This window comes from Pseudomonas sp. JV241A, assembly GCF_900275665.1.
Lineage (GTDB): Bacteria > Pseudomonadota > Gammaproteobacteria > Pseudomonadales > Pseudomonadaceae > Aquipseudomonas > Aquipseudomonas wadenswilerensis.
This window is the reverse complement of record NZ_OPYO01000037.1, coordinates 389,907-415,561: the sequence shown is the minus strand read 5'-3', so window position 1 is coordinate 415,561 and position 25,655 is coordinate 389,907. Positions and strand designations below refer to the sequence as shown.

Sequence of the window (25,655 nt, the reverse complement as noted above, 5' to 3'; positions counted from 1 at the left end):
GGTTCAAATATTCAGAGGATCCAGCTATGAGTAGCGGACGTATCGTTCAAATCATCGGCGCCGTCATCGACGTGGAATTTCCACGTGACAGCGTTCCGAGTGTTTACAACGCGCTGAAAGTAGTAGGCGCGGAAACCACCCTGGAAGTTCAGCAGCAGCTGGGCGACGGCGTGGTTCGTACCATTGCGATGGGCTCGACCGAAGGCTTGAAGCGCGGTCTGGACGTTGCAGACACCGGCGCAGCCATCTCCGTACCAGTCGGTAAAGCGACCCTGGGCCGGATCATGGACGTCCTGGGTAACCCAATCGACGAAGCTGGCCCGATCGGTGAAGAAGAGCGCTGGGGTATCCACCGCGACGCTCCTTCGTTCGCTGACCAGGCAGGCGGCAACGACCTGCTGGAAACCGGCATCAAGGTTATCGACCTGGTTTGCCCGTTCGCCAAGGGCGGTAAAGTTGGTCTGTTCGGTGGTGCCGGTGTAGGCAAAACCGTAAACATGATGGAACTGATCCGTAACATCGCCATCGAGCACAGCGGTTATTCCGTGTTCGCCGGTGTGGGTGAGCGTACTCGTGAGGGTAACGACTTCTACCACGAGATGAAGGACTCCAACGTTCTCGACAAAGTAGCGCTGGTCTACGGTCAGATGAACGAGCCACCAGGAAACCGTCTGCGCGTAGCGCTGACCGGCCTGACCATGGCTGAGAAGTTCCGTGACGAAGGTAACGACGTTCTGCTGTTCGTCGACAACATCTATCGTTACACCCTGGCCGGTACCGAAGTATCCGCACTGCTGGGCCGTATGCCTTCGGCAGTAGGTTACCAGCCGACCCTGGCTGAAGAGATGGGCGTTCTGCAAGAGCGTATCACTTCGACCAAGGAAGGTTCGATCACCTCGATCCAGGCCGTATACGTACCTGCGGACGACCTGACCGACCCGTCGCCAGCGACCACCTTCGCCCACTTGGACGCTACCGTCGTACTGTCCCGTGACATCGCCTCCCTGGGTATCTACCCAGCGGTCGATCCACTGGACTCGACTTCGCGCCAGCTGGACCCGAACGTGATCGGCAACGAGCACTACGACACCGCTCGTGGCGTTCAGTATGTTCTGCAGCGCTACAAAGAGCTGAAGGACATCATCGCCATTCTGGGTATGGACGAACTGTCCGAAACCGACAAGCAGCTGGTATCGCGCGCTCGTAAGATCCAGCGCTTCCTGTCCCAGCCGTTCTTCGTGGCCGAAGTCTTCACCGGTTCTCCAGGTAAATACGTTTCCCTGAAAGACACCATTGCAGGCTTCAGCGGCATCCTCAAAGGTGACTACGACCACCTGCCAGAACAAGCGTTCTACATGGTCGGCAGCATCGAAGAAGCCGTCGAGAAAGCCAAGAAACTGTAATCCCGGCGCCCCGCAAGGGGCGCTAATCAGGTTGAGGCAAGCAGATGGCTATGACAGTCCATTGCGATATCGTCAGCGCGGAAGGGGAAATTTTCTCCGGTCTGGTCGAGATGGTGATTGCGCACGGCAACCTGGGTGATCTTGGTATCGCTCCAGGCCACGCCCCGCTGATCACTAATCTGAAGCCAGGTCCGATCACGCTGACCAAGCAGGGTGGCGCCCAAGAGGTGTTCTACATCTCTGGTGGTTTCCTCGAGGTCCAGCCGAACATGGTCAAGGTGCTTGCCGATACTGTGCAACGTGCTGCAGACCTGGACGAGGCTCAGGCTCAGGAAGCCCTCAAGGCTGCCGAGAACGCCCTGAATCTGAAAGGCGCGGATTTCGACTACGGCGCCGCCGCCGCACGTCTGGCCGAGGCCGCAGCCCAGCTGCGTACCGTCCAGCAAATGCGCAAAGGCAAGTAATCTGGCGCTCGCCGGTCACTTCCGTTGCGATTGAGTTAAAGGGTAGCCTCGGCTACCCTTTTTCTTTTTCCGAATTTCTTCTTCTGGTCACAGCGCTGACCCCCCAGGATTGGTAGCCAGTCAATGTCTCTCGATATCGTTATTCTCGCCGCAGGCCAAGGTACCCGCATGCGCTCGGCGCTGCCCAAGGTGCTGCATCCGGTCGCCGGCGACTCCATGCTCGGCCATGTTATCCACAGTGCCCGCCAACTGCAGCCGCAGGGTATTCATGTGGTGATCGGGCATGGTGCGGAGCTGGTACGTGAACGACTGGCCGCCGATGACCTGAACTTCGTGCTGCAAGACAAGCAGTTGGGCACCGGCCACGCAGTGGCCCAGGCCCTACCGGCACTGAATGCCGATACCGTGCTGATCCTCTACGGCGATGTACCACTGATCGAGGTAGACACGCTCAAGCGTTTGCTTGCCAAGGTCACCCCGCAGCAGCTTGGCCTGCTGACCGTGACCCTGGATGATCCGACCGGCTATGGCCGCATCGTCCGTGATGCCCAGGGTCAGGTGGCGGCGATCGTCGAGCACAAGGATGCCAGCGACGCACAGAAAGCTATCAACGAAGGCAACACCGGCATCCTCGCCGTCCCGGGCGCGCGCCTGGCTGACTGGCTGGGCCGGCTGTCGAACAACAACGCCCAGGGCGAGTACTACCTCACCGACGTCATCGCCATGGCCGTGGCCGATGGCCTGGTGGTCGCCACCGAACAGCCGCTGGACCCGATGGAAGTGCAGGGCGCCAACGACCGTCGCCAGCTGGCTGAGCTGGAGCGTCACTATCAGCTGCGCGAAGGCCGCCGCCTGATGGCCCAGGGCGTGACCCTGCGTGACCCGGCGCGCTTCGATGTACGTGGTGAAGTGACCGTTGGTCGCGACGTGCTGATCGATATCAACGTGATCCTCGAAGGTCGCGTGGTCATCGAAGACGACGTCGTCATCGGCCCGAACTGCGTGATCAAGAACAGCACCCTGCGCAAGGGTGTGGTGGTCAAAGCCAACAGCCATCTGGAAGGCGCGATCATGGGTGAAGGCAGTGATGCCGGCCCGTTTGCCCGCCTGCGTCCAGGCAGCGTGCTCGAAGCGCGTGCCCATGTGGGTAACTTTGTCGAATTGAAGAACGCCCACCTGGGTGAAGGCGCCAAGGCCGGTCACCTGACTTACCTGGGTGATGCCGAGGTCGGCGCGCGTACCAACATTGGGGCCGGCACCATCACCTGTAACTATGACGGCGCCAACAAGTTCAAGACCGTGCTGGGTGAAGACGTGTTCATCGGCTCGAACAACTCGCTGGTAGCGCCTGTGGATATCCTCGACGGCGCCACCACCGCAGCGGGTTCAACTATTACCCAGAACGTTGAAGCGGCGCAGTTGGCGGTCGGTCGGGCGCGTCAGCGCAATATCGATGGCTGGAAGCGGCCGGAGAAGATCAAGAAGAGCTGAGTTACCCACAGCTGAAAAAGAAGGCCGACGGGATTGTGCATAAGTCGGCCTTTTTCATTCTGTGGATAAAGTCGTGCTGTGGAGAAAGTTGTTCACATTAAGAAAATCTTTTCAGCGTCCTTGACGCATGAGTCGCTATAGGTTTTGATTGGCATCATTATCTTTCGAAACGAAACTTAAGGCACCATGTCGAAACGTAACACTCCCCAACGTCGTCATAACATCCTGGCTTTGCTCAATGAGCAGGGCGAGGTGAGCGTCGACGCTTTGGCCAAGCGTTTCGAAACCTCGGAAGTCACCATCCGCAAGGATCTGGCTGCCCTTGAAGCCAACGGCCTGCTGCTGCGTCGCTATGGCGGTGCGGTAACTCTGCCGCAGGAACTGTTTACTGATCAGGGCCAGCCGGTCTCCCTTTATAAGCAGGCCATCGCCAAGGCTGCTGTGGGACGTATCCGCGAACACGCACGAATCATCATCGACAGTGGCAGCACCACCGCTGCGATGATCCCGGAGCTGGGTCATCAACCCGGTCTGGTGGTGATGACCAACTCGTTGAATGTGGCCCGTGCCCTCAGCGAACTGGAACACGAACCGGTACTGCTGATGACCGGTGGCACCTGGGACCCGCATTCGGAATCGTTCCAGGGCCAGGTAGCCGAGCAGGTACTACGCTCGTACGACTTCGACCAACTGTTCATTGGCGCCGACGGCATCGACCTGGCGCGCGGCACCACCACGTTCAACGAACTGCTGGGCCTGAGCCGGGTGATGGCTGACGTCGCCCGGGAAGTGATCGTCATGGTCGAGTCCGACAAGGTCGGGCGCAAGATCCCCAACCTTGAGCTGCCGTGGAGCAGCGTCAACACCCTTATTACTGATGATCGCCTGCCCACCGAGGCACGCGAACAGATTGAAGCCCGCGGCATCAACGTGATTTGCGCCGCTATCACCCAGGAGCATGACTAATGTGTGGAATCGTTGGTGCCGTCGCCGAACGTAACATCACAACCATTCTGATCGAAGGCCTCAAGCGTCTCGAGTACCGCGGCTATGACAGCGCAGGTCTGGCCGTTTACACCCAGCAGGGCAACCTCGAGCGCCGCCGTCGTATCGGCAAGGTCAGTGAGCTGGAAGCTGCAGTCGGCGCTGAACCGCTGGCCGGCAACCTGGGTATCGCCCATACCCGTTGGGCCACCCACGGTGCCCCAACCGAGCACAATGCTCACCCGCATTTCTCCGGTCATGAACTGGCGGTAGTGCACAACGGCATCATCGAGAACCACGAAGAACTGCGTGAAAAGCTCAAGGGCCTGGGTTACGTATTCAGCTCCGAGACCGATACCGAGGTGATCGTTCACCTGCTGGCTCACACCCTCAAATCTTTGCCTGACCTGGCCGATGCCCTCAAGGCTGCGGTCAAGCAGCTACACGGCGCTTATGGCCTGGCAGTGATCAGCGCCAAGCAGCCTGATCGCCTGTTGGCAGCCCGCAGCGGCAGCCCGCTGGTCATCGGCCTGGGCCACGGCGAGAACTTCCTGGCTTCCGACCAACTGGCCCTGCGCCAGGTCACCGACCGCTTCATGTACCTGGAAGAGGGCGACATCGCCGAAATCCGTCGCGAACAGGTCACCATCTGGGACGTTGCCGGCACCCAGGTCCAGCGCGAAACCGTGCAATATCATGAAGGCGCCGAAGCGGCTGACAAGGGCGAGTACCGTCACTTCATGCTCAAGGAAATCCACGAGCAGCCAACCGTGGTGCAACGCACCCTGGAAGGCCGCCTGGGCAAGGATCACGTGATGGTCCAGGCTTTCGGTCCGCAAGCTGCCGAGCTGTTCGCCAAAGTGCGCAATGTGCAGATCGTTGCCTGCGGCACCAGCTACCATGCCGGTATGGTTGCCCGTTACTGGCTGGAAAGCCTGGCCGGTATTCCTTGCCAGGTCGAAGTCGCCAGCGAGTTCCGCTACCGCAAGGTGGTGGTGGAGCCTGACACCCTGTTCGTCTCGATCTCCCAATCGGGTGAAACCGCCGACACCCTGGCTGCCCTGCGCAACGCCAAGGAACTGGGCTTCCTCGGCAGCCTGGCAATCTGCAACGTTGGCATCAGTTCGCTGGTGCGTGAGTCGGACCTGACCCTGCTGACCCAGGCCGGCCCGGAAATTGGCGTAGCTTCGACCAAGGCCTTCACCACCCAGCTGGTGTCGCTGATGCTGCTGACCCTGTCCCTGGGCCAGGTGCGTGGTACCTTGGCCGCCGGTGTCGAGGCCGAGCTGGTGGAAGAACTGCGTCGCCTGCCAACCCGCCTGGGCGAAGCCCTGGCCATGGATGCGATCGTCGAGAAGACCGCCGAGCTGTTCGCCGACAAGCACCACACCCTGTTCCTCGGTCGTGGCGCGCAGTTCCCGGTAGCGATGGAAGGGGCGCTGAAACTCAAGGAGATCTCCTACATCCACGCCGAAGCCTACCCGGCCGGCGAGCTCAAGCACGGCCCGCTGGCGCTGGTCGACAGCGACATGCCAGTGGTCACTGTGGCGCCGAACAACGAGCTGCTGGAAAAGCTCAAGTCCAACCTGCAGGAAGTCCGCGCTCGCGGTGGCGAGCTGATCGTCTTCGCAGACGAGCAGGCCGGCATGAGCAATGGCGAAGGCACCCATGTAATCGCCGTGCCGCACATCATCGATGCCCTGGCGCCGATCCTCTACACCATCCCGCTGCAACTGCTGTCGTACTACGTGGCGGTGCTCAAGGGTACCGACGTCGACCAGCCGCGTAACCTGGCGAAATCGGTGACTGTCGAGTAACGGTCGCTCCTGCCAAGCCCAAAACCCCCGTTTATCGGGGGTTTTGTGTTTTTGTCGGTTTGTCCGGCAAGCAGACCCATTAGCTGGCCTGGATCAATAGACCAGGCGCGCGCTTGGCATAGTGTGCGCAGTCCATGTTTCTTTTTCACGGACGAAAAGCTATGCAGACTCTGGAGCGAAAGCTTGATATCCAGCCCCTGTCGCGGGCGGACATGACCATCGAACTCAACGGCCAGGCAGTCGCTGTCGCCGCCGGTGAAACCGTGCTCAGCGTGCTCAACGCTGTGGGCCTGCGCCAGGTGGCGCGCAACGATCACGATCAACTGACCGGCGCTTTCTGCGGCATGGGCGTCTGCCATTGCTGCCTGGTGTCGATCAACGGCCGGCCCAAGCGCCGCGCCTGCCAGACTGTGGTGCAGCCGGGTATGCAGGTCGAAACCGGGACCAACCGCTTTGCCGGGCAGGAGGCACCATGAGCCTGCGTCCAGTGATTGTCGGGGGTGGTTCGGCGGGTATGGCGGCGGCGATCGAGCTGGCCAACCACGGTGTTTCCAGCCTGTTGTTCGATGAAGCCTCGCGTCCGGGTGGCGTGGTCTTTCGCGGGCCGCTGCGCAGCGGCGTCGACCTGGGTTACCTGGGCGCCCGCTACAGCAAGGCGCTGAAGAAACTGCACAAGGATTTTGCCGCCTGCGGCGATCGTATCGACCTGCGCCTGAACAGCCGCGTGGTGGGTGGTGACGAGCAGCGCCTGATGGTGCTCGATGCCGAAGAAACCCTACACGAGATCGACTATTCCCACCTGCTGCTGTCGGCCGGTTGCCATGAGCGCAACGTCCCCTTCGCCGGTTGGACCTTGCCTGGCGTCATGCTGCTCGGCGGGCTGCAACTGCAGATCAAGAGCGGCGTGGTCAAACCCCTGGGCAGTACCGTGATCGCCGGTACCGGGCCGTTGTTGCCGCTGGTGGCCTGCCAACTGCACGCGGCCGGGGCGAAAGTCGCCGGTGTCTATGAAGCCTGCCCGTTCAGCAAGATCGCCCGTGAAAGCCTGGCGCTGATGAACAAGCCGCAACTGTTCCTCGATGGCCTGAGCATGCTCGGCTACATGAAACTCAATGGCATCCCCATGTACTACGGCTGGGGCGTCGTCGAAGCCAAGGGCGAGGGCGAACTGGCTGAAGTGACCGTGGCACCCTACGGTGACGATTGGCAACCAGACCTCTCCCGCGCTCAACGCGAACCGGCGCAAACCCTGGCGGTGGGCTACGGCTTTATCCCGCGCACGCAACTCAGCCAGCAACTGGGTCTGGACCACGGCTTCAACGAAGACGGCTACCTGCGCCCGGAAAGCAACGTCTGGCAGCAAAGCAGCCAGGCGCATATCCACCTGGCTGGCGACATGGGCGGCATCCGTGGTGGCGAAGCGGCAATGCTCACCGGGCGCATCGCCGCCGTCTCGATCCTGCTGCAGCGCGAAGTGCTCAACGCTGAACAGGCCATCGAATTGCGCGAGAAGTACCTCGGCCAACTGGCGGCGATCAAGCGCTTTCGCGCTGGCGTAGAACGCTACACCCACCGCGGCACCAAGCAGATTGACCTGCCGCAGCCCGACACGGTGATCTGCCGCTGCGAACACGTGACCCGCAGCGACATCGACCGCGCCCTGGAGCAGGGCGTCGAAGACATGGCCGGGCTGAAGATGCGCACCCGGGTGAGCATGGGCGACTGCCAGGGGCGCATGTGCGTCGGCTACTGCAGCGATCGCCTGCGCGAAGCCACCGGGCGCGCCGACGTAGGCTGGCTACGCCCGCGTTTCCCGATCGACCCGATTCCATTCTCCGCATTCCAGCAACTCGGCACGGAAGCCTGAAGCATGAACAGAACCTATGATGTGGTCATCGCCGGTGGCGGTGTGATCGGTGCGTCCTGCGCCTACCAGCTGTCCAAACGCAAGAACTTGAAGATCGCCCTGATCGATGCCAAGCGCCCCGGCAATGCCACCCGCGCCTCGGCCGGCGGCCTGTGGGCCATTGGTGAGTCGGTGGGCCTGGGCTGCGGGGTAATCTTCTTTCGCATGATGTCGGCCAAGCACAAGCGCGAAGCCCATGGCGCGGCAGTGGCGGTGGATTCGAGCACGCCGCATATCCTGCCGCAGTCGTTCTTCGACTTTGCCTTGCAGTCCAACGCACTTTATCCACAGCTGCACCGCGAGCTGATCGACCGCCACGGCATGGACTTCAAGTTCGAGCGCACCGGCCTCAAGTACGTGATCTACGACGATGAAGACCGCCTGTACGCCGAACACATCGTCGCGCAGATTCCGCATCTGGCCGACCAGGTACGCTGGCTCGACCGCGAGGCCCTGCGCCAGGCGGAGCCGGCAGTCAGCCATCAGGCCCATGGCGCTCTGGAGTTCCTTTGCGATCACCAGGTCAGCCCGTTCCGCCTGGCCGATTCCTATATGGAAGCGGCGCGCCAGAACGGCGTCGATCTGTTCCACAACACCAACATCACCGGCGTGCTGCACCAGGGCTCGCGGGTCAGCGGTGTGCAAACCGCAGAAGAGGGCACCTTTCACTGCGATACCCTGATCAACGCCGCTGGCGCCTGGGCCGCAGACTTGAGCGAATGGGCCACCGGCCTGCGGATTCCGGTCAAGCCGGTCAAAGGCCAGATCATCCTCACCGAGCGCATGCCCAAGCTGCTGCAAGGCTGCCTGACCACCAGCGATTGCTACATGGCGCAGAAGGACAACGGCGAGATCCTGATCGGCAGCACCACCGAGGACAAAGGCTTCGACGTCAGCAACACCTTCCCGGAAATCAACGGCCTGGTTCAGGGTGCGGTTCGCTGTGTACCGGAGCTGGCGCAGATCAACCTGAAACGCACGTGGGCCGGCCTGCGCCCGGGCTCGCCGGACGAGCTACCGATTCTGGGGCCGGTCACGGAAGTCAGTGGTTACCTGAATGCCTGTGGACACTTTCGCACCGGCATCCTCACTTCGGCCATCACCGGGGTGCTGATCGACAAGGTCGTGCATCAGGAAGCCCTGCCGCTGGATATCACTCCATTCCTGGCCGAGCGTTTTGACTTGCTTGCTGTGGAAAACAAGCAGGCTGCCCTGGCCTGATTGTGGATAAACCGGCCTTCAGCCCTGGGGGCCGGTATTCATCTGTGCCACTAAACTCAAGCACTGCCGGACCTGTGGCGAGTTATCCCCAGCCCGGCGACTGAGTATGATCGGTGACACTGCGGTTTTTTCTGGCAGTGGTGCATAAACAATGTCGGCGCGATGCTGGCTTTGCACGGACGCTGGCACCAACGTTATCCCCAGGCCAGCAGCAACCAGGCCCAGCGCGGTCTGCAGTTCGTTGGTCCACTGGATTACCTTGATGTTCACACCCTGGGCGGTAAACAGCGCCATGATGTGATCGGCGTAGCTCGGCCGCGGGTTGGCGGGGTAGAGCACGAAAGGCTCGTCGGCCAGGCGTTTGAGGTCCAGGGGCTGGCCGAGCAAAGGGTGCCCGCAGGGCAGGGCAACGACTAACGGTTCCTCGCGCAGCAACACCTGTTCGATGGCTGGATCCTTGATGTGGATGCGGCCAAAGCCGACATCGATGCGCCCGGCCTTGAGTGCCTCGACCTGCTGCAGGGTGATCATTTCCTGCAGGCCCAGCTCCATTTCCTCATTGCGCCGCAGCTGGCGAATCAACTCGGGCAGCAAGTCATAGAGCGTCGACGGCGCAAAGCCGATTCGCAGCCACTGCCGTTCACTGTTGGCGATGCGCCGGGTGCCTTCGGCGATCTGTTCGAGCTGGTCGAGCAAGGCAGCGCTCTGCTCGTGGAAAAACCGACCGGCTTCGGTCAGGCGCAGGGGCCTGCCACGCTCCAGCAGTTCGACGCCGAGGGTTTCTTCCAGCTGACGGATCTGCCGGCTCAAGGGCGGCTGGGCAATGTGCAGCTGCTCGGCGGCGCGGGTGAAATTGAGGGTTTGCGCGAGCACCCGGAAGTAGCGCAGATGACGCAATTCCATGATACCTCCAGGGTATGGTTGCCTACCCAACGGATATTGGACTGCCTGCAGGCACTGGCGCAAGCTGCTGCCTTGTGGATAACCAGACCCTGTGGATATCGTCGTACGACCATAACAATGAGGCCAGCCCATGAGCAGCCAACTGTTGAGCGAGCGCAGCCGTGTGTTCCAGCATGCCGACCCTTATGCGGTGTCCGACTACGTCAACCAGCACGTTGGCGGCCACAGCCTGCGCCTGCCGCGCAGCGGTGACCTGCAGGCGAGCATCAACCATCGCAAGTTTGCCAGCCTCGACCTGTGCCGCCTGAGCTATGGGGGCAGGGCGCGGATTACTTCACCGGCGCTGGGCACCCTGTATCACCTGCAGATCTTGCTCAAAGGGCACTGCCATTCAAGCTGTCGCGGCGATGAGCATCACTATGTGCCCGGCGAGCTGCTGCTGATCAATCCGGACGATCCGGTTGACCTCACCTACTCGGCCGATTGCGAAAAATTCATCCTCAAGTTGCCGGCCAACCTGCTCGAACAGGCTTGTCTGGAACAGCGCTGGCAACTGCCCGAAGGCGGTATCCGCTTCACCAGCGCGCGTCATGCCACTGGCGCGCTGGCGGGGTTTATCGGCCTGATCGGGCTGGTGTGTGACGAAGCCGAATCCACCCAGTCGCTGCCGCAGGTGCAGGAGCATTACGGGCGCATCGTCGCCAGCAAGTTGCTGAGCCTTTTGGGCAACAACATCGATCGTTGCGAGCCGGGGTTGCAGACCCACTCGTTCGAACAGCTGGTGGCCTATATCGACGTCAACCTGCATCAGGATATCGGGGTCAGCCAGTTGATGACGGTGGCGCGGGTCAGCGAGCGTTCGTTGTATACGCTGTTCGAGCGTCACGCCGGCCTATCACCCAAGGGGTATGTGCGCCAGCGCAAGCTCGAGCGGATTCACGCGGCCCTGCAGGACCCCTCCAGCCCGGTCCGCAATGTCACCGAAATCGCCCTGGACTACGGCTTCCTGCACCTGGGCCGCTTCGCCGAAAGCTATCGCCAGCGCTTCGGCGAGCTGCCTTCGGTTACCTTCAAACGCCACCGCTGAACGCTCATCGGCCCCTGCGCAATCTGGATAGCGATTCGCAGGAAACGGCTATTGGCGCCTTGCTGCTGCTCCTAACCTGACCTTGCGAACACTGCCCGGCCCCGCGCCCGGCAGGTATCGCCATTCAGGTTTCGATAACAACAACAAAAGAGACGCGCCTCATGCGAGCGATCGATATCAATAGCCTGATCGATCAGGCGAAGTTCAATTCCTTTCACTGGCGTGTGCTGTTCTGGTGTGCGCTGATCATCATCTTCGACGGTTACGACCTGGTCATCTACGGCGTGGTGCTGCCGGCCTTGATGCAGGAGTGGGGCATGACCCCGCTGCAGGCCGGTGCCCTGGGCAGCTATGCGCTGTTCGGCATGATGTTCGGCGCCCTGGTGTTCGGCCCGCTGTCGGATCGGATCGGGCGCAAGAAGGCCATCACCCTCTGCGTGATCCTGTTCAGCGGCTTTACCGTGCTCAACGGCTTTGCCCGCAACCCTGCCGAGTTCGGCCTCTGTCGCTTTCTGGCAGGGCTAGGGATCGGCGGGGTGATGCCCAACGTGGTGGCGCTGATGAACGAATATGCGCCCAAACGCATGCGCAGCACCCTGGTGGCGATCATGTTCAGTGGCTACTCGGTGGGCGGCATGCTCTCGGCCGGGTTGGGCATCGTGCTGTTGCCGGCCTTCGGTTGGCAGTCGGTGTTCTATGTGGCGATCATCCCCTTGCTGGTGCTACCGCTGATCCTGCGTTACCTGCCCGAGTCCCTGGGGTTTCTGGTGCGCCAGGGCCGTACCGAACAGGCCAGCCAGTTGCTGCAGCGGGTCGAGCCGAGCTATCAGCCACAAGCGGGTGATCGTCTGGAGGTGGTGACCGGTACTCAAGCCGGTGGCTCGGTACCGCAGCTGTTTCGCGAAGGGCGAGCGCTGAGTACGTTGATGCTCTGGGTCGCGTTTTTCTGCTGCTTGTTGATGGTCTATGCCCTCAATTCCTGGCTGCCCAAGCTGATGAACAACGCCGGCTACGGCCTGGGATCGAGCCTGGCGTTTTTGCTGGTGCTGAACTTCGGCGCGATCTTCGGTGCGGTCGGCGGCGGCTGGATTGGTGACCGCTTCAAGCTCGATCGGGTGCTGGTGGTGTTCTTCGCCGTGGCGGCGTTGTCGATCAGCCTGCTCGGCTTCAAGAGCCCGACGCCGGTCTTGTACCTGCTGATCGCCATTGCCGGCGCGACCACCATCGGCACGCAGATTCTCGCCTATGCCTGTGTAGCCCAGTACTACCCCATGGGGATCCGTTCGACGGGATTGGGTTGGGCATCGGGTATCGGTCGCAGCGGGGCGATTATCGGGCCGATCCTGGGTGGGATGCTGCTGGGGATTCAGCTGCCGCTGGCGCTGAATTTCATGGCCTTTGCGCTGCCGGGGGCGGTAGCGGCGGTGGCGATGATGGTGTTTGCCGGGCGTGGTGCTGCCAGGGGCAGGGCGGCGTTGCAGTCAGCGGCATAGCCAAATAATCGCGTTGGCCCTATCGCTGGCAAAGCCAGCTCCCACAGTGGTCGGAGTACATAGCGTTCTTGTGGGAGCTGGCCTTGCCAGCGATGCAGGCGCCACAAATTTACAAGCCAAAACAACAATAACAAGAGCACCACTACCATGACCAACTTCCCACACTGCGGGTTGCTGTTTCTCTGCGCCCTGAGTTTCTGCGCCAATGCCGCCGAGCCGGGTTTTATCAAGGACGCCAGCGCTACCCTGCAAGCGCGTAACTACTACTTCAGCCGCGACTTTTCCGGCATTGTCGGTGCCAACCAGCAATCAAAGGCTGAGGAATGGGGCCAGGGCTTTATCTTCAACTTCAAGTCCGGTTATACCCCGGGCCCCTTGGGGGTGGGCGTCGATGCCATTGGCCTGCTCGGCCTCAAGCTCGACAGCAGCCCGGATCGCACCGGCACCGGTTTGCTGCCGGTGCAGGACGATGGCCGCGCTGCCGATGAGTACAGCCGGGTCGGCGCCACGCTGAAAATGCGCTATTCGAAGACCGAGCTGAAAGTCGGCGAGCTGCAAACCAATCTGCCCATCCTGCAATACAACGACTCGCGCCTGCTGCCACCAACTTACCAGGGCGTCAGCCTGACCTCGGCCGAGATAACCGGCCTGACCCTGCAGGCCGGCCACCTGAGTTCTACCAGCCTGCGCAACGAAGCCGGGGACGAGAAAATGATCGCCATGCTCGGCCACTTGCCCCAGCGCCAGGCCGACAGCGATGCCTTCAACTATGCCGGTGGCGACTACAGCTTCAACGCCAATCGCACCACCGCCAGCCTCTGGTACGGGCGCCTCGAAGATATCTATCAACAAGGCTTCGTGGGCTTGAAGCACAGCCAGCCCCTGGGCGACTGGACCCTGGGCGCCAACCTCGGTTACTTCACCGCCAGGGAGCAGGGGGATGCGCGCCTTGGTGATGTCGACAACCGGGCGTTCTATTCGCTGCTGTCGGCCAAGCGTGGCGGGCACACCTTCAGCGTCGGCTACCAGGCAATCTATGGTGACGATGCCTTCCCGCGGGTGTTCCCGAACATCTCGCCGCTGGGCAACGAAGTGCCAACCTATGAATTCTCCTACACCGATGAGCGTTCCTGGCAGGTACGTTATGACTATGACTTTGTCGCCATGGGCGTACCCGGATTGACCGCGACGGTTCGCTACCTGAAGGGCAACAACGTCGACACCGGGCTGGGCTTCGAGGGCAAGGAACATGAGCGCGATCTTGACCTTGGCTATGCGGTGCAGAGCGGGCTGCTCAAAGGGCTGGGGATACGGCTGCGCAATGCCATGGCACGGTCCAATTACCGTTCGGACATTGATGAGAACCGGGTCATCCTGAGTTACACCTGGACGTTGTTGTAGGCCATATCGCGGGGCAAGCCCGCTCCTACCGGGGTTGTGGGTAACTCTGTGGGAGCTGGCTTGCCAGCGATGCTTTTGGAAACACACCGTCCATCCCCAGGTTGCTCGCCGGCCAGTGCTATCGCTTAGACTGGCCGCATAACTACAACGAGTGACCTGGTATGGCTGGTATGGCCGATATGGGTATGGACAGTCCCCTGCTCAGCGAACGCAGCCGGGTGTTCGAGCGTGCAGACCCTCATGCGGTGTCGACCTACGTCAACCAGCATGTCGGCCCCCATTGCATTCGCCTGCCGCGCTACGGGCATCCGGAGGCGTACCTCAACCATCGCAAGTTCGCCAGCCTCGACCTTTGCCGGATCAGCTACGGCGGCGATGTGCGGGTGATGTCGCCAGCGCTGGAGAACGTCTTTCACCTGCAGATCCTGCTGCGTGGCCACTGCCTCTGGCGCCGTGGCCGTGAAGAGCGTCTGCTGACCCCCGGCGGGCTGCTGCTGATCAACCCCGACGAACCGGTCGACCTGGCCTATTCCGCGGATTGCGAGAAGTTCATCCTCAAGCTGCCCACCCGCCTGCTCGAGTCAGTGTGCGACGAGCAACGCTGGCAGCGCCCCAGCGAAGGTGTGCGCTTTCTCGATCATCACTACCAGCTGTTGGCGCTGGAAGGCTTTGCCGGGCTGCTGGCGATGGTCTGCCAGGAGGCCGAAAGCAACGAGCCGATGCTGCGGGTGCAGGAGCACTACAGCCAGATCGTCGCCAGCAAGCTGCTGACCCTGATGCACACCAACGTCAGCCGTGAAGCCCTGAGCAGCCAGGCGGCATCCTTCGAGCGGATTGCCGAGTACATCAGTGCCAACCTCAAGCAGGACATCTGCAGCGAGCAGCTGGCGCAGCAGGCGAGCATGAGCCTGCGCTCGCTGTATGCCTTGTTCGAGCGCAACGCTCGCACCACGCCCAAGCTGTATATCCGCCAGCAGAAACTCGAACGCATCCGCGCCAGCCTCAGCGACCCCGACTGCAAGGTGCGCAACATCACCGAGCTGGCCATGGACTATGGCTTCGTCCACCTCGGGCGTTTTTCTGAACACTACAAGTCGCTATTCGGCGAACTGCCCTCCGACACCCTCAAGCGCCGCCTCTGACACTTTGCAGAAAACGGATAAAGGTCTGCACAAAGCGGATATTTACCGTGCCCCTCGCTCCCTAACCTGACATGGCCTGAACACAATAACAACGGAGGCCCCGGCCATGTCCCTGGGATTCGATTACCTTAATTCCCTGCTTGAAGAAGATCAGGAGAAGGGCGTCTTTCGCTGCAAGCGCGAGATGTTCACCGACCCCCGTCTGTTCGATCTGGAAATGAAACATATCTTCGAGGGCAACTGGCTGTACCTTGCCCACGAAAGCCAGATTCCTGAAAAGAACGACTTCCTCACCACCACCATGGGGCGCCAGCCGATCTTCATCGCGCGCAACAAGGATGGGGTGCTCAATGCCTTCCTCAATGCCTGCAGCCATCGCGGTGCGATGCTTTGCCGACACAAGAGCGGTAACCGCTCGTCCTACACCTGCCCGTTCCACGGCTGGACCTTCAACAACTCCGGCAAGCTGCTCAAGGTCAAGGATCCGGTCGACGCCGGCTACCCGGCCAGCTTCAACTGCGAAGGCTCCCACGACCTGACCAAGGTCGCCCGTTTCGAGTCCTACCGCGGCTTCCTGTTCGGCAGCCTCAACCCGGACGTGGTGCCCTTGGTAGAGCACCTGGGTGAGTCGGCGAAGATCATCGACATGATCGTCGACCAGTCGGCCGATGGCCTGGAAGTGCTGCGCGGTTCGTCCTCGTACATCTACGAAGGCAACTGGAAGCTGACCGCTGAAAACGGCGCCGATGGTTACCACGTCAGCGCCGTGCACTGGAACTACGCCGCTACCCAGAACCAGCGCAAGCAGCGTGAAGCCGGTGATGAGGTCAAGACCATGAGCGCGGGCGGCTGGGCCAAGAGCGGTGGTGGTTTCTACTCCTTCGACAAGGGCCATCTGCTGCTCTGGACTCGCTGGGCCAACCCCGAGGACCGGCCGCTGTTCGAGCGCCGTGACGAACTGGCGGCTGACTTCGGCCAGGCTCGCGCCAACTGGATGATCGAGAACTCGCGCAACCTGTGCCTGTACCCGAACGTGTACCTGATGGACCAGTTCAGCTCGCAGATCCGCATCGCTCGGCCGATCGCCGTGGACAAGACCGAGATCACTATCTATTGCATCGCCCCCAAGGGCGAGAGCGACGAGGCGCGAGCCCAGCGTATTCGCCAGTACGAAGACTTCTTCAACGTCAGTGGCATGGCCACCCCGGATGACCTGGAAGAATTCCGCTCCTGCCAGATGGGCTATCAGGGCGGGCGGGGCTGGAACGACATGTCCCGTGGTGCCACCCATTGGGTCGAAGGCGCCGATGCCGCCGCGCAGGAAATCGACCTGCATCCGCAACTGAGCGGCGTGCGCACCGAAGACGAAGGCCTGTTCGTGCTGCAACACAAGTACTGGCAGGAAACCATGCTCAAGGCCCTCGCCGCCGACCAGCAGTTGATCCCCGTGGAGGCCGTGCAATGAGCATTTCCTTCGAGCAAGTGCGCGACTTTCTCTTTGAAGAAGCACGCTACCTGGACGACAGCCATTGGGACCAGTGGCTGGAGTGCTACGCCGCCGACGCCACCTTCTGGATGCCGGCCTGGGACGATAACGACCAGCTCACCGAAGACCCGCAACGGGAAATCTCGCTGATCTGGTACGGCAATCGTGGTGGCCTGGAAGACCGGGTGTTCCGGATCAAGACCGAACGCTCCAGCGCGACCATGCCCGACACCCGGACCTCGCACAACATCAGCAATATCGAGCTGCTGGAGCAGGGCGAAGGCCTGTGCAAGGTGCGCTTCAACTGGCACACCCTGAGCTTTCGCTACAAGACCGTCGACAGCCACTTCGGCACCAGCTTCTACACCCTCGATATCCGCGGCGAACGGCCGCTGATCAAGGCCAAGAAGGTAGTGCTCAAGAACGACTACGTGCGTCAGGTCATCGACGTTTATCACATCTGAATCCTGCTTTGCTGCGAGGTGCGCCATGCACAAGATCGCCTTGAATTTCGAGGACGGGGTCACCCGTTTCATCGACGCCACCGCTGACGAAAGCGTGGCCGATGCCGCTTACCGCCAGGGCATCAACATTCCGCTGGATTGCCGCGACGGCGCCTGCGGTACCTGTAAGTGTTTCGCCGAAGCTGGCCGTTACGACCTCGGTCAGGAATACATCGAAGACGCCTTGAGCGAGGAAGAAGCCGCCCAGGGCTATGTGCTGACCTGCCAGATGCGCGCCGAGAGCGATTGCGTGGTGCGTGTGCCGGCTTCGTCGCAACTGTGCAAGACCGAGCAGGCCAGCTATCAGGCCAGCATCAGCGCCGTGCGCCAGTTGTCCGACAGCACCATTGCCCTGTCGATCAAGGGCGAGGCCCTGAGCCGCCTGGCGTTTTTGCCGGGGCAGTACGTCAACCTCGGCGTGCCCGGCAGTGAGCAGACTCGCGCCTATTCCTTCAGCTCGTTGCAAAAGGACGGTGAGGTCAGCTTTCTGATCCGCAACGTGCCGGGCGGCTTGATGAGCAGCTTTCTTACCGGCCTGGCCAAGGCGGGCGACAGCATGACCCTGGCCGGCCCGCTGGGCAGTTTCTACCTGCGCGAGATCCGTCGGCCGTTGTTGTTGCTGGCCGGTGGTACCGGGCTGGCGCCGTTCACCGCGATGCTGGAGAAAATCGCCGAAGAGGGCAGCGAGCATCCGCTGCACCTGATCTACGGCGTCACCAACGACTTCGACCTGGTCGAACTGGACCGCCTGCAGGCCTTTGCTGCGCGCATCCCGAATTTCAGCTTTGGCGCCTGCGTAGCCAACCCCGAGAGCCAGCATCCGCTCAAGGGCTATGTCACCCAGCACATCGAGCCGCGCCACCTCAACGAAGGCGATGTCGATGTGTACCTGTGCGGGCCGCCACCGATGGTTGAGGCGGTCAGCCAGTACATCCGCGAACAGGGCATCACCCCGGCGAACTTCTACTACGAAAAATTCGCCGCCGCCGCTGCCTGAAGCCGTTTTATGGGGCCGGGCGCATCGTGCGGGTACGGTCGGTCCCTTTTTTATTCGAGGTTGTCATGAACAGATTCACCAACAAGGTCGCGCTGGTTACCGGCGCGGCGCAGGGGATCGGCCGTCGTCTGTGCGAGCGTCTGCTTGCAGAAGGCGCGACGCTGGTGGCCGTGGATCGCTCGGAGCTGGTGCATGAACTGCAAGGCGAGGGCGTGCTGAGTTTGACCGCCGATCTTGAACAGCACAGCGAGTGCAGCCGAGTGATGGCCGCTGCGGTGGAGCATTTCGGCCGCCTCGATGTGCTGGTCAACAACGTTGGCGGCACCCTCTGGGCCAAGCCGTTCGAGCACTACGAAGCGGCGCAGATCGAAGCGGAAGTGCGCCGCTCGCTGTTTCCCACGCTGTGGTGCTGCCATGCGGCGCTGCCCTACATGCTTGAGCAGGGCAGTGGGGCGATCGTCAATGTCTCCTCGATCGCTACTCGCAGCATCAATCGCGTGCCCTATGGCGCGGCCAAGGGTGGCGTCAATGCACTGACTGCCTGCCTGGCCTTTGAAACCGCCGGACGCGGAGTGCGGGTCAACGCCACGGCGCCCGGCGGCACCGACGCACCGCCACGGCGGGTACCGCGCAACAGTGCCGAGCAGAGCGCCGAGGAGAAAGTCTGGTACCAGCAGATCGTCGATCAGACCCTCGACAGCAGCCTGATGAAACGCTACGGCAACCTCGATGAACAGGTTGGCGCAATCCTCTTCCTCGCTAGCGACGAAGCCTCTTACATCACCGGCACGGTGCTGCCGGTCGGCGGCGGCGACCTCGGTTGAGTGCCCCTGGAGAACCTTGATGAGTCATCCCCTGATTGAGCGCATCTCGACCCTGATCGTCGACTTGCCAACCATTCGCCCGCACAAGCTGGCGATGCACACCATGCAGAAGCAAACCCTGGTGATCATCCGCCTGCAGTGCAGCGACGGTATCGAAGGCCTCGGCGAAGCCACCACCATCGGTGGCCTGGCCTACGGCAACGAAAGCCCGGAAAGCATCAAGCAGAATATCGACAGCTATTTCGCGCCGCTGCTGACCGGCCTGGATGCCAGCAACATCAACGCCGCCATGCAGCGCCTGGACAAGGTGATCAAGGGCAACACCTTTGCCCGCTCGGGGATCGAAAGCGCCTTGCTCGATGCTCAAGGCAAACGCCAGGGCCTGGCGGTCAGCGAGCTGCTCGGCGGGCGTGTACGCGACAGCCTGGAAGTGGCCTGGACCCTGGCCAGCGGCGACACCGGGGGCGACATCGCCGAGGCCGAGCAGATGCTCGACCTGCGCCGTCACCGGATCTTCAAGCTGAAGATCGGCGCCAACGAAGTGGCCCATGACTTGCGCCATGTCATCGCGATCAAGCGGGCACTGGGCGAGCGTGCCAGCGTGCGCGTCGACGTCAATCAGTACTGGGACGAGTCCCAGGCGATCCGCGCCTGCCAGGTGCTGGGCGACAACGGCATCGACCTGATCGAGCAACCGATCTCGCGCATCAACCGTGCCGGCCAGGTGCGCCTGAACCAGCGCAGCCCGGCACCGATCATGGCTGATGAATCAATCGAAAGCGTCGAGGATGCCTTCAGCCTCGCGGCTGACGGCGCCGCCAGCATCTTCGCCCTGAAGATCGCCAAGAACGGTGGCCCACGCGCTGTGCTGCGTACCGCGCAAATTGCCGAAGCCGCCGGTATTGCCCTGTACGGCGGGACCATGCTCGAAGGCTCGATCGGCACCCTGGCTGCCGCCCATGCCTTCGTCACCCTCAACCAACTGACCTGGCATACCGAGCTGTTCGGCCCACTGCTGCTGACTGAAGAAATCGTGATCGATGCGCCGATGTACCGCGACTTCGCCCTGCAGGTACCCCGCACTCCCGGCCTTGGCCTGACCCTGGACGAAGAGCGCCTGGCGTTCTTCAGCCGCACGTAAGCAAGGAGAGACGCCATGTTGTTCCACGTGAAAATGACCGTGAAATTGCCCCTGGACATGGACCCGGCCAAAGCCGCGCAGCTCAAGGCCGACGAGAAGGAACTGGCCCAGCGCCTGCAGCGCGAAGGCAGTTGGCGCCACCTGTGGCGCATCGCCGGGCATTACGCCAACTACAGCGTGTTCGACCTGCCCAGCGTCGAAGCCCTGCACGACACCCTGATGCAACTGCCGTTGTTCCCCTACATGGACATCGAAGTCGACGGCCTGTGCCGCCACCCGTCATCGATCCACAGCGACGACCGCTGAACAACGAGCGCCGATAACAACAATTCGAGGTAACCCGTCATGACCGTGAAGATTGCTCACACTGCCGATATCCAGAAATTCTTCGAAGAAGTCAGTGGCCTGCACAACGACCAGGGCAGTCCGCGCCTGAAGCTGCTGACCCAGCGCATCGTCAACGATGTGGCGCGCCTCATCGAAGACCTGCAAGTGACCCCCGACGAGTTCTGGAAGGCGGTCGACTACCTCAACCGCCTCGGCTCGCGCCAGGAAGCCGGGCTGCTGGTTGCCGGGCTCGGCGTCGAGCACTATCTGGACCTACAACTGGACGCCCAGGATGCCGAAGCCGGCATCAGTGGCGGCACCCCGCGGACCATCGAAGGCCCGTTGTATGTGGCGGGTGCCCCGCTGGCCGAAGGCGAGGTGCGTATGGACGATGGCCGTGACCCGGGCACGGTGATGTTCCTCCAGGGCCGCGTGCTGGATGAACAGGGCCAGCCGGTAGCTGGCGCCGTGGTCGACCTGTGGCATGCCAACACTCAGGGCACCTACTCGTATTTCGACAGCACGCAGTCCGAGTTCAACCTGCGCCGGCGCATCGTTACCGACGCCGAAGGCCGCTACCGCGCCCGCAGTATCGTGCCGTCGGGCTACGGTTGCCCTGCGGACGGGCCGACCCAGGAGTTGCTCACTCAGCTCGGTCGTCACGGCAATCGCCCAGCGCATATCCACTTCTTCATCTCGGCCCCTGGCTACCGGCACCTGACCACCCAGATCAACCTGGCGGGCGATGAGTACCTGTGGGATGACTTCGCCTACGCCACCCGTGACGGGTTGATTGGCGAGTTGCGCTTTGTCGAGGATGCGGCGGCGGCCGATGTTCGTGGTGTGGAGGGGCGCTTTGCCGAGATGGACTTTGACTTCCAGCTGTTGAGTGCGCCCAAGCCTGCCAGTGAGCAGCGCAGCCAGCGGCCGCGGGCGTTGCAGGACATTTGAGGCCGGGTTGAATCCATCGCTGGCAAGCCAGCTCCCACAAGGTTCAGTGCAAACCCTGTGGGAGCTGGCTTGCCAGCGATGCCTTTCAGAAGCCCACGACTGGATAAATTCATGAAAACAATATTCCAGGACTTCTCCCTCTCCGCCCTGGTCGCCGGCTTCATCGCCACCCTGATTTCCTACGCCGGCCCCTTGGTGATCATCTTCCAGGCCGCCCACAGCGCCCAGCTGTCGGCGGCCGAACTGTCTTCATGGGTCTGGGCGATTTCCATCGGCAGCGGCCTGCTCGGGGTAATCCTCAGCCTGCGCTACAAGGTGCCACTGGTGATTGCCTGGTCGGCACCGGGCTCGGCATTGCTGGTAGCGTTGTTGCCGGGAATCGCCTTTGCCGAAGCCGTCGGTGCCTACATCGTCGCCAACCTGGTGATCCTGCTGGTGGGGCTGTCCGGCGCCTTCGACCGTATCGTCGGCAAGCTGCCGCCAGCCATATCGGCAGCGATGCTGGCGGGCATCCTGTTCAGCTTCGGCACGGGTCTGTTCGTTTCGCTGAAATCGCAGCCAACCCTGGTGCTGGCGATGTTCGTCAGCTACCTGCTGTTCAAGCGTCTGGCCCCGCGCTATGCGGTGCTGGCGGTGCTGGTCTGCGGCGTGAGCATTGCTGTGCTGGGCGGTGAGTTGAACAGCTCGGCACTGGTGATCGGCCTGGCCACGCCGGTATGGACCACGCCAGCGTTTAGCTGGAATGCAGTACTGAGCATCAGCCTGCCGCTGGTGATGGTGGCCCTGACCGGGCAATTCGTGCCGGGCATCGCGGTGTTGCGCAACGACGGGTATCGCACACCTGCCAGCCCGATCATTGCCAGCAATGCCCTGACCAGCCTATTGCTGGCGCCGTTCGGTTGCCATGGCCTTAACCTGGCGGCGATCACCGCAGCAATCTGTACCGGACGCGAGGCTCATGACGACCCTGGCCGCCGCTATTGGGCCGGGGTTTGGGGGGGCGTGCTGTATTTGCTGCTGGGATTATTCGGCGCGACCCTGGTTTCACTGTTCACCGCCTTCCCCGCTGCCTTGATTGCGGCCCTGGCCGGGTTGGCGTTGTTCGGGGCGATTGGCGGCGCACTGGCCGGGGCGATGAGCGTGCCGAGTGACCGTGAAGCGGCGCTGATCACCTTTCTCGTGACCGCTTCGGGCATGTCATTTCTTGGTTTGTCGGCGGCGTTTTGGGGGCTGATTTTCGGCCTGTTCGCACACTGGCTGCTCAACCTGCGGCGATTGACGCCACAGGCTGGCAGGGCAGGGGTGCAGGCTGACTGATCAGATCTGCATGGCTTTGCCGTCGACGTTCATCGCTGCCTGGCGCAGGGCTTCGGAGCGGGTCGGGTGCGGGTGGCAGGTGAGGGCGATGTCTTCAGCCGAGGCGCTGAACTCCATGGCCACGCAGTACTCGCCGATCATCTCGCTGACACTCGGGCCGACCAGGTGCACACCCAGCACTTCATCGGTACGGGCGTCAGCCAGGACCTTGGCAAAGCCTTCGGTCTCGTGGTTGATCTTGGCCCGGCTGTTGGCGCTGAAAGGGAACTTGCCGACCTTGTACTCGCGCCCTTCGGCCTTGAGCTGTTCTTCGGTCTTGCCGACGCTGGCCAGCTCCGGGCGGGTGTAGATCACCGCCGGGATCAGGTTGTAATTGACCTCATGAGCCTTGCCGGCGATCTGCTCGATGCAGGAGACGGCTTCGTCCTCGGCTTTGTGCGCGAGCATCGCCCCGGAAGTGACATCGCCAATCACCCAGACCCCCGGCACGCTGGTGCGGTGGTGCTGGTTGGCAAGCATGCCGCGCTTGTCAGTCTCAAGGCCGACACTTTCCAGGCCCAGGCCCTGGGTGTAGGGGCGCCGGCCGATGGCGACCAGCACGTAATCGGCTTCGAGGGTTTCGGCGCTGCCGCCAGCGGCAGGCTCCAGGCTCAGGTTCACCCCGTGCGCCGAAGCGCTGGCCTGGGTGACCTTGCTGCCGAGCTTGAATTTCATGCCTTGCTTGGCCAGGGAGCGTTGCAGGGTTTTTGCCGCTTCTTCATCGGTGCCGGGGCAGATGCGATCAAGGTACTCGACCACGGTCACCTGGCTGCCCAGCCGGCGCCACACCGAACCCAACTCCAGGCCGATCACGCCGGCGCCGATCACCACCAGGTGCCTGGGCACCTCACTCAGGGCCAGGGCGCCGGTGGAGTCGATGATGCGCTGGTTGTCGATAGTGACACCTGGCAGCGGCGTTGGCTCGGAGCCGGTAGCGATGACGATGTCCTTGGCCTGCAGCTCGGTGACGGCGCCCTGGTCGTCGGTCACTTTGACCCGGCCGACGCCGTCGAGCTTGCCCCAGCCCTTGATCCAGTCGACCTTGTTTTTACGGAACAGGAACTCGATGCCCTTGGTCAGGCCGCTGACGCTTTCGTCCTTCTGCTTCATCATCTGCGCAAGGTTGAGGGTTGGTTTGACTTCGATGCCGAGGCTGGCGAACTCGCTGCCAACTGCCGCCTCATACAGCTCGGAGGCATGCAACAGGGCCTTGGACGGCATGCAGCCGACGTTCAGGCAGGTGCCGCCGAGGGTTGAACGGCCTTCCACGCACGCTACGCTCAGGCCCAGCTGGCCAGCGCGGATAGCCGCGTTGTAGCCGCCAGGCCCGCCGCCGATGATCACCACATCATAGTTTTTCATTGTTGTACTCCAGGATGAAGAATCGACAATGGCGCCAAGACTAATCCGCAATTCGATTGATTGTATACAATTGATCGCGGGCTTGATCAGGCGTCGCAAGGTCTGGAACGGGGCAGATAGGCTCAGACTATGGTCGGCATTAGCTGAAACTTGCTGTAGATGAACTACCCTTTTCGACAGACGTCCGATGAAAAAAGGAGGCTCATTTCATGCTTGCGCAACTTCCACCTGTTCTGCAAAGCCTGCAACTGCCGCTGCGATTGAAGCTCTGGGATGGGCATGCGTTCGATCTGGGACCAAAGCCGCAGGTCACCATCCTGGTCAAGGATCCGCAACTGATCACCCAGCTGACCCATCCGAGCCTGGATGAACTGGGTGCGGCATTCGTTGAAGGCAAGCTGGAACTGGAAGGCTCCATCGCTGAGGTGATCCGTGTCTGCGACGAACTCAGCGTGGCCTTGCTCAAGGATGAAGAAGACGATCAGCCGGTGCGTACCGAGCATGACAAGGCTACCGATGCGGCAGCGATCTCTTACCACTACGACCTGTCCAACGCCTTCTACCAGCTGTGGCTGGATAGCGACATGGCGTACTCATGCGCCTATTTCAAATCGGCAACCAACACGCTGGAGCAAGCCCAACAGAACAAGTTCGAGCACCTGTGCCGCAAGCTGCGCCTGCAGAAAGGCGACTACCTGCTCGATGTCGGTTGTGGCTGGGGCGGGCTGGCGCGCTATGCGGCGAGGGAGTTCGGCGCCAAGGTGTTCGGCATCACCTTGAGCCAGGAGCAGCTCAAGCTGGCCCGTGAACGGGTCAAGGCCGAAGACCTGGAAGGGCAGGTGGAGCTGCAGATTCTTGATTACCGTGACCTGCCCCAGGACGGCCGCTTCGACAAGGTAGTGAGTGTCGGTATGTTCGAACACGTCGGCCATGCCAACCTGGCGCTGTATTGCCAGCGGCTGTTCGGGGCAGTGCGCGAAGGCGGCGTGGTGATGAACCACGGCATTACCTCCAAGCACACCGATGGACGACCGGTCGGGCGTGGCGCCGGTAGTTTTATCGAGCGCTACGTATTTCCCCATGGCGAGCTGCCGCACCTGTCGATGATCAGTGCGCGGATCAGCGAGGCGGGCCTGGAAATCGTCGACGTCGAGAGCCTGCGCCTGCATTACGCGCGGACCCTGGAACATTGGAGCAACCGTCTCGAAGCACAACTCGACAAGGCTGGCGCGCTGGTGCCAGAGAAGGCCCTGCGCATCTGGCGCCTGTACCTGGCCGGTTGTTCCTACGCCTTTGCCAAGGGCTGGATCAACCTGCACCAGATCCTCGCGGTGAAACCTTTCGCCGATGGCAGCCATGACCTGCCGCTGACTCGTGCAGACTTCTACCGCTGAAG

Annotated in this window: 23 protein-coding genes; 21 read left to right on the top strand and 2 right to left on the bottom strand. The window is 61.9% G+C overall.

Going from position 1 to position 25,655, the window contains the following annotated elements:
- Window positions 1-26: 26 nt before the first annotated feature.
- The 8 genes from atpD to hcnC all read left to right on the top strand — a co-directional run bounded on the left by atpD (window position 27) and on the right by hcnC (window position 9,286).
- Entirely contained in the window at window positions 27-1,403 is a 1,377-nt protein-coding gene (atpD, locus tag JV241A_RS26725; RefSeq protein WP_115084568.1) for a F0F1 ATP synthase subunit beta, read from the top strand.
- A gap of 44 nt (window positions 1,404-1,447) precedes the next feature.
- Complete coding sequence (locus tag JV241A_RS26720; protein WP_038997917.1) at window positions 1,448-1,867, top strand: F0F1 ATP synthase subunit epsilon; 420 nt, start codon at window positions 1,448-1,450, stop codon at window positions 1,865-1,867.
- 123 nt (window positions 1,868-1,990) lie between these two features.
- Window positions 1,991-3,358 (top strand): bifunctional UDP-N-acetylglucosamine diphosphorylase/glucosamine-1-phosphate N-acetyltransferase GlmU, encoded by a 1,368-nt coding sequence (gene glmU, locus JV241A_RS26715; RefSeq protein WP_115084570.1) that lies wholly within the window; start codon window positions 1,991-1,993, stop codon window positions 3,356-3,358.
- 186 nt (window positions 3,359-3,544) lie between these two features.
- Window positions 3,545-4,324, top strand: a complete 780-nt coding sequence (locus JV241A_RS26710) for a DeoR family transcriptional regulator (RefSeq protein ID WP_134065270.1) — start codon at window positions 3,545-3,547, stop codon at window positions 4,322-4,324.
- Complete coding sequence (gene glmS / locus JV241A_RS26705; protein ID WP_134065268.1) at window positions 4,324-6,159, top strand: glutamine--fructose-6-phosphate transaminase (isomerizing); 1,836 nt, start codon at window positions 4,324-4,326, stop codon at window positions 6,157-6,159. The genes JV241A_RS26710 and glmS overlap by 1 nt, the downstream gene beginning before the upstream one ends.
- A 161-nt stretch (window positions 6,160-6,320) precedes the next feature.
- Complete coding sequence (gene hcnA, locus JV241A_RS26700; RefSeq protein ID WP_038997941.1) at window positions 6,321-6,635, top strand: cyanide-forming glycine dehydrogenase subunit HcnA; 315 nt, start codon at window positions 6,321-6,323, stop codon at window positions 6,633-6,635.
- A complete protein-coding gene (gene hcnB, locus JV241A_RS26695) occupies window positions 6,632-8,026 on the top strand; it encodes a cyanide-forming glycine dehydrogenase subunit HcnB (RefSeq protein WP_134065266.1) in 1,395 nt (464 codons plus the stop codon). Before hcnA ends, hcnB begins: the two co-directional genes overlap by 4 nt.
- A gap of 3 nt (window positions 8,027-8,029) precedes the next feature.
- On the top strand, window positions 8,030-9,286 hold the full coding sequence (gene hcnC / locus JV241A_RS26690; RefSeq protein ID WP_115084579.1) for a cyanide-forming glycine dehydrogenase subunit HcnC: 1,257 nt from the start codon (window positions 8,030-8,032) through the stop codon (window positions 9,284-9,286).
- An 18-nt stretch (window positions 9,287-9,304) separates the two neighbouring features.
- On the opposite strand, the gene JV241A_RS26685 is transcribed toward hcnC, so the two are convergent.
- A complete protein-coding gene (locus JV241A_RS26685; RefSeq protein ID WP_134065264.1) occupies window positions 9,305-10,189 on the bottom strand; it encodes a LysR family transcriptional regulator in 885 nt (294 codons plus the stop codon).
- A 130-nt stretch (window positions 10,190-10,319) separates the two neighbouring features.
- Here JV241A_RS26685 and JV241A_RS26680 point away from each other — a divergent pair, with 130 nt between their 5' ends.
- The 12 genes from JV241A_RS26680 to JV241A_RS26625 all read left to right on the top strand — a co-directional run bounded on the left by JV241A_RS26680 (window position 10,320) and on the right by JV241A_RS26625 (window position 22,858).
- Window positions 10,320-11,276, top strand: a complete 957-nt coding sequence (locus tag JV241A_RS26680; RefSeq protein WP_115084583.1) for an AraC family transcriptional regulator — start codon at window positions 10,320-10,322, stop codon at window positions 11,274-11,276.
- 161 nt (window positions 11,277-11,437) lie between these two features.
- Window positions 11,438-12,769 (top strand): aromatic acid/H+ symport family MFS transporter, encoded by a 1,332-nt coding sequence (locus JV241A_RS26675; RefSeq protein ID WP_115084584.1) that lies wholly within the window; start codon window positions 11,438-11,440, stop codon window positions 12,767-12,769.
- A 147-nt stretch (window positions 12,770-12,916) separates the two neighbouring features.
- Complete coding sequence (locus tag JV241A_RS26670; protein WP_134065262.1) at window positions 12,917-14,170, top strand: OprD family porin; 1,254 nt, start codon at window positions 12,917-12,919, stop codon at window positions 14,168-14,170.
- A 185-nt stretch (window positions 14,171-14,355) separates the two neighbouring features.
- On the top strand, window positions 14,356-15,312 hold the full coding sequence (locus tag JV241A_RS26665) for an AraC family transcriptional regulator (RefSeq protein WP_134065260.1): 957 nt from the start codon (window positions 14,356-14,358) through the stop codon (window positions 15,310-15,312).
- Between the two features lie 106 nt (window positions 15,313-15,418).
- Window positions 15,419-16,777: a benzoate 1,2-dioxygenase large subunit gene (benA, locus tag JV241A_RS26660; protein ID WP_134065258.1), complete on the top strand. Its 1,359-nt coding sequence runs from the start codon at window positions 15,419-15,421 to the stop codon at window positions 16,775-16,777.
- On the top strand, window positions 16,774-17,262 hold the full coding sequence (gene benB / locus JV241A_RS26655; protein ID WP_134065256.1) for a benzoate 1,2-dioxygenase small subunit: 489 nt from the start codon (window positions 16,774-16,776) through the stop codon (window positions 17,260-17,262). Before benA ends, benB begins: the two co-directional genes overlap by 4 nt.
- Window positions 17,263-17,287: 25 nt before the next feature.
- A complete protein-coding gene (benC, locus tag JV241A_RS26650; RefSeq protein ID WP_134065254.1) occupies window positions 17,288-18,298 on the top strand; it encodes a benzoate 1,2-dioxygenase electron transfer component BenC in 1,011 nt (336 codons plus the stop codon).
- 65 nt (window positions 18,299-18,363) lie between these two features.
- On the top strand, window positions 18,364-19,122 hold the full coding sequence (locus JV241A_RS26645; RefSeq protein WP_115084592.1) for a 1,6-dihydroxycyclohexa-2,4-diene-1-carboxylate dehydrogenase: 759 nt from the start codon (window positions 18,364-18,366) through the stop codon (window positions 19,120-19,122).
- Between the two features lie 19 nt (window positions 19,123-19,141).
- A complete protein-coding gene (locus JV241A_RS26640; RefSeq protein WP_134065252.1) occupies window positions 19,142-20,263 on the top strand; it encodes a muconate cycloisomerase family protein in 1,122 nt (373 codons plus the stop codon).
- A 15-nt stretch (window positions 20,264-20,278) separates the two neighbouring features.
- Window positions 20,279-20,569 (top strand): muconolactone Delta-isomerase, encoded by a 291-nt coding sequence (catC, locus tag JV241A_RS26635; protein WP_115084596.1) that lies wholly within the window; start codon window positions 20,279-20,281, stop codon window positions 20,567-20,569.
- Window positions 20,570-20,608: 39 nt separating this feature from the next.
- Entirely contained in the window at window positions 20,609-21,541 is a 933-nt protein-coding gene (catA, locus tag JV241A_RS26630) for a catechol 1,2-dioxygenase (RefSeq protein ID WP_134065250.1), read from the top strand.
- 111 nt (window positions 21,542-21,652) lie between these two features.
- Window positions 21,653-22,858, top strand: coding sequence for a benzoate/H(+) symporter BenE family transporter (locus JV241A_RS26625; protein ID WP_134065248.1), 1,206 nt, complete (start codon window positions 21,653-21,655; stop codon window positions 22,856-22,858).
- Here JV241A_RS26625 and lpdA read toward each other — a convergent pair whose 3' ends face one another.
- Complete coding sequence (lpdA, locus tag JV241A_RS26620) at window positions 22,859-24,259, bottom strand: dihydrolipoyl dehydrogenase (RefSeq protein WP_134065246.1); 1,401 nt, start codon at window positions 24,257-24,259, stop codon at window positions 22,859-22,861.
- A 209-nt stretch (window positions 24,260-24,468) separates the two neighbouring features.
- On the opposite strand from lpdA, the gene cfaB reads away from it, so the two are divergent.
- Entirely contained in the window at window positions 24,469-25,653 is a 1,185-nt protein-coding gene (cfaB, locus tag JV241A_RS26615) for a C17 cyclopropane fatty acid synthase CfaB (RefSeq protein WP_115084603.1), read from the top strand.
- Window positions 25,654-25,655: the final 2 nt, after the last annotated feature.

What these genes read in the sequence shown, in the direction of transcription:
- cfaB (WP_115084603.1), top strand. Translation starts at nt 24,469, where the DNA reads ATGCTTGCGCAACTTCCACCTGTTCTGCAAAGCCTGCAACTGCCGCTG.
- hcnC (WP_115084579.1), top strand. Translation starts at nt 8,030, where the DNA reads ATGAACAGAACCTATGATGTGGTCATCGCCGGTGGCGGTGTGATCGGT.
- JV241A_RS26675 (WP_115084584.1), top strand. Translation starts at nt 11,438, where the DNA reads ATGCGAGCGATCGATATCAATAGCCTGATCGATCAGGCGAAGTTCAAT.
- catA (WP_134065250.1), top strand. Translation starts at nt 20,609, where the DNA reads ATGACCGTGAAGATTGCTCACACTGCCGATATCCAGAAATTCTTCGAA.
- JV241A_RS26645 (WP_115084592.1), top strand. Translation starts at nt 18,364, where the DNA reads ATGAACAGATTCACCAACAAGGTCGCGCTGGTTACCGGCGCGGCGCAG.
- JV241A_RS26625 (WP_134065248.1), top strand. Translation starts at nt 21,653, where the DNA reads ATGAAAACAATATTCCAGGACTTCTCCCTCTCCGCCCTGGTCGCCGGC.
- glmU (WP_115084570.1), top strand. Translation starts at nt 1,991, where the DNA reads ATGTCTCTCGATATCGTTATTCTCGCCGCAGGCCAAGGTACCCGCATG.
- benA (WP_134065258.1), top strand. Translation starts at nt 15,419, where the DNA reads ATGTCCCTGGGATTCGATTACCTTAATTCCCTGCTTGAAGAAGATCAG.
- benC (WP_134065254.1), top strand. Translation starts at nt 17,288, where the DNA reads ATGCACAAGATCGCCTTGAATTTCGAGGACGGGGTCACCCGTTTCATC.
- hcnA (WP_038997941.1), top strand. Translation starts at nt 6,321, where the DNA reads ATGCAGACTCTGGAGCGAAAGCTTGATATCCAGCCCCTGTCGCGGGCG.
- JV241A_RS26670 (WP_134065262.1), top strand. Translation starts at nt 12,917, where the DNA reads ATGACCAACTTCCCACACTGCGGGTTGCTGTTTCTCTGCGCCCTGAGT.
- JV241A_RS26685 (WP_134065264.1), bottom strand. Translation starts at nt 10,189, where the DNA reads ATGGAATTGCGTCATCTGCGCTACTTCCGGGTGCTCGCGCAAACCCTC.
- JV241A_RS26640 (WP_134065252.1), top strand. Translation starts at nt 19,142, where the DNA reads ATGAGTCATCCCCTGATTGAGCGCATCTCGACCCTGATCGTCGACTTG.
- JV241A_RS26710 (WP_134065270.1), top strand. Translation starts at nt 3,545, where the DNA reads ATGTCGAAACGTAACACTCCCCAACGTCGTCATAACATCCTGGCTTTG.
- benB (WP_134065256.1), top strand. Translation starts at nt 16,774, where the DNA reads ATGAGCATTTCCTTCGAGCAAGTGCGCGACTTTCTCTTTGAAGAAGCA.
- JV241A_RS26665 (WP_134065260.1), top strand. Translation starts at nt 14,356, where the DNA reads ATGGACAGTCCCCTGCTCAGCGAACGCAGCCGGGTGTTCGAGCGTGCA.
- atpD (WP_115084568.1), top strand. Translation starts at nt 27, where the DNA reads ATGAGTAGCGGACGTATCGTTCAAATCATCGGCGCCGTCATCGACGTG.
- JV241A_RS26720 (WP_038997917.1), top strand. Translation starts at nt 1,448, where the DNA reads ATGGCTATGACAGTCCATTGCGATATCGTCAGCGCGGAAGGGGAAATT.
- JV241A_RS26680 (WP_115084583.1), top strand. Translation starts at nt 10,320, where the DNA reads ATGAGCAGCCAACTGTTGAGCGAGCGCAGCCGTGTGTTCCAGCATGCC.
- glmS (WP_134065268.1), top strand. Translation starts at nt 4,324, where the DNA reads ATGTGTGGAATCGTTGGTGCCGTCGCCGAACGTAACATCACAACCATT.
- catC (WP_115084596.1), top strand. Translation starts at nt 20,279, where the DNA reads ATGTTGTTCCACGTGAAAATGACCGTGAAATTGCCCCTGGACATGGAC.
- lpdA (WP_134065246.1), bottom strand. Translation starts at nt 24,259, where the DNA reads ATGAAAAACTATGATGTGGTGATCATCGGCGGCGGGCCTGGCGGCTAC.
- hcnB (WP_134065266.1), top strand. Translation starts at nt 6,632, where the DNA reads ATGAGCCTGCGTCCAGTGATTGTCGGGGGTGGTTCGGCGGGTATGGCG.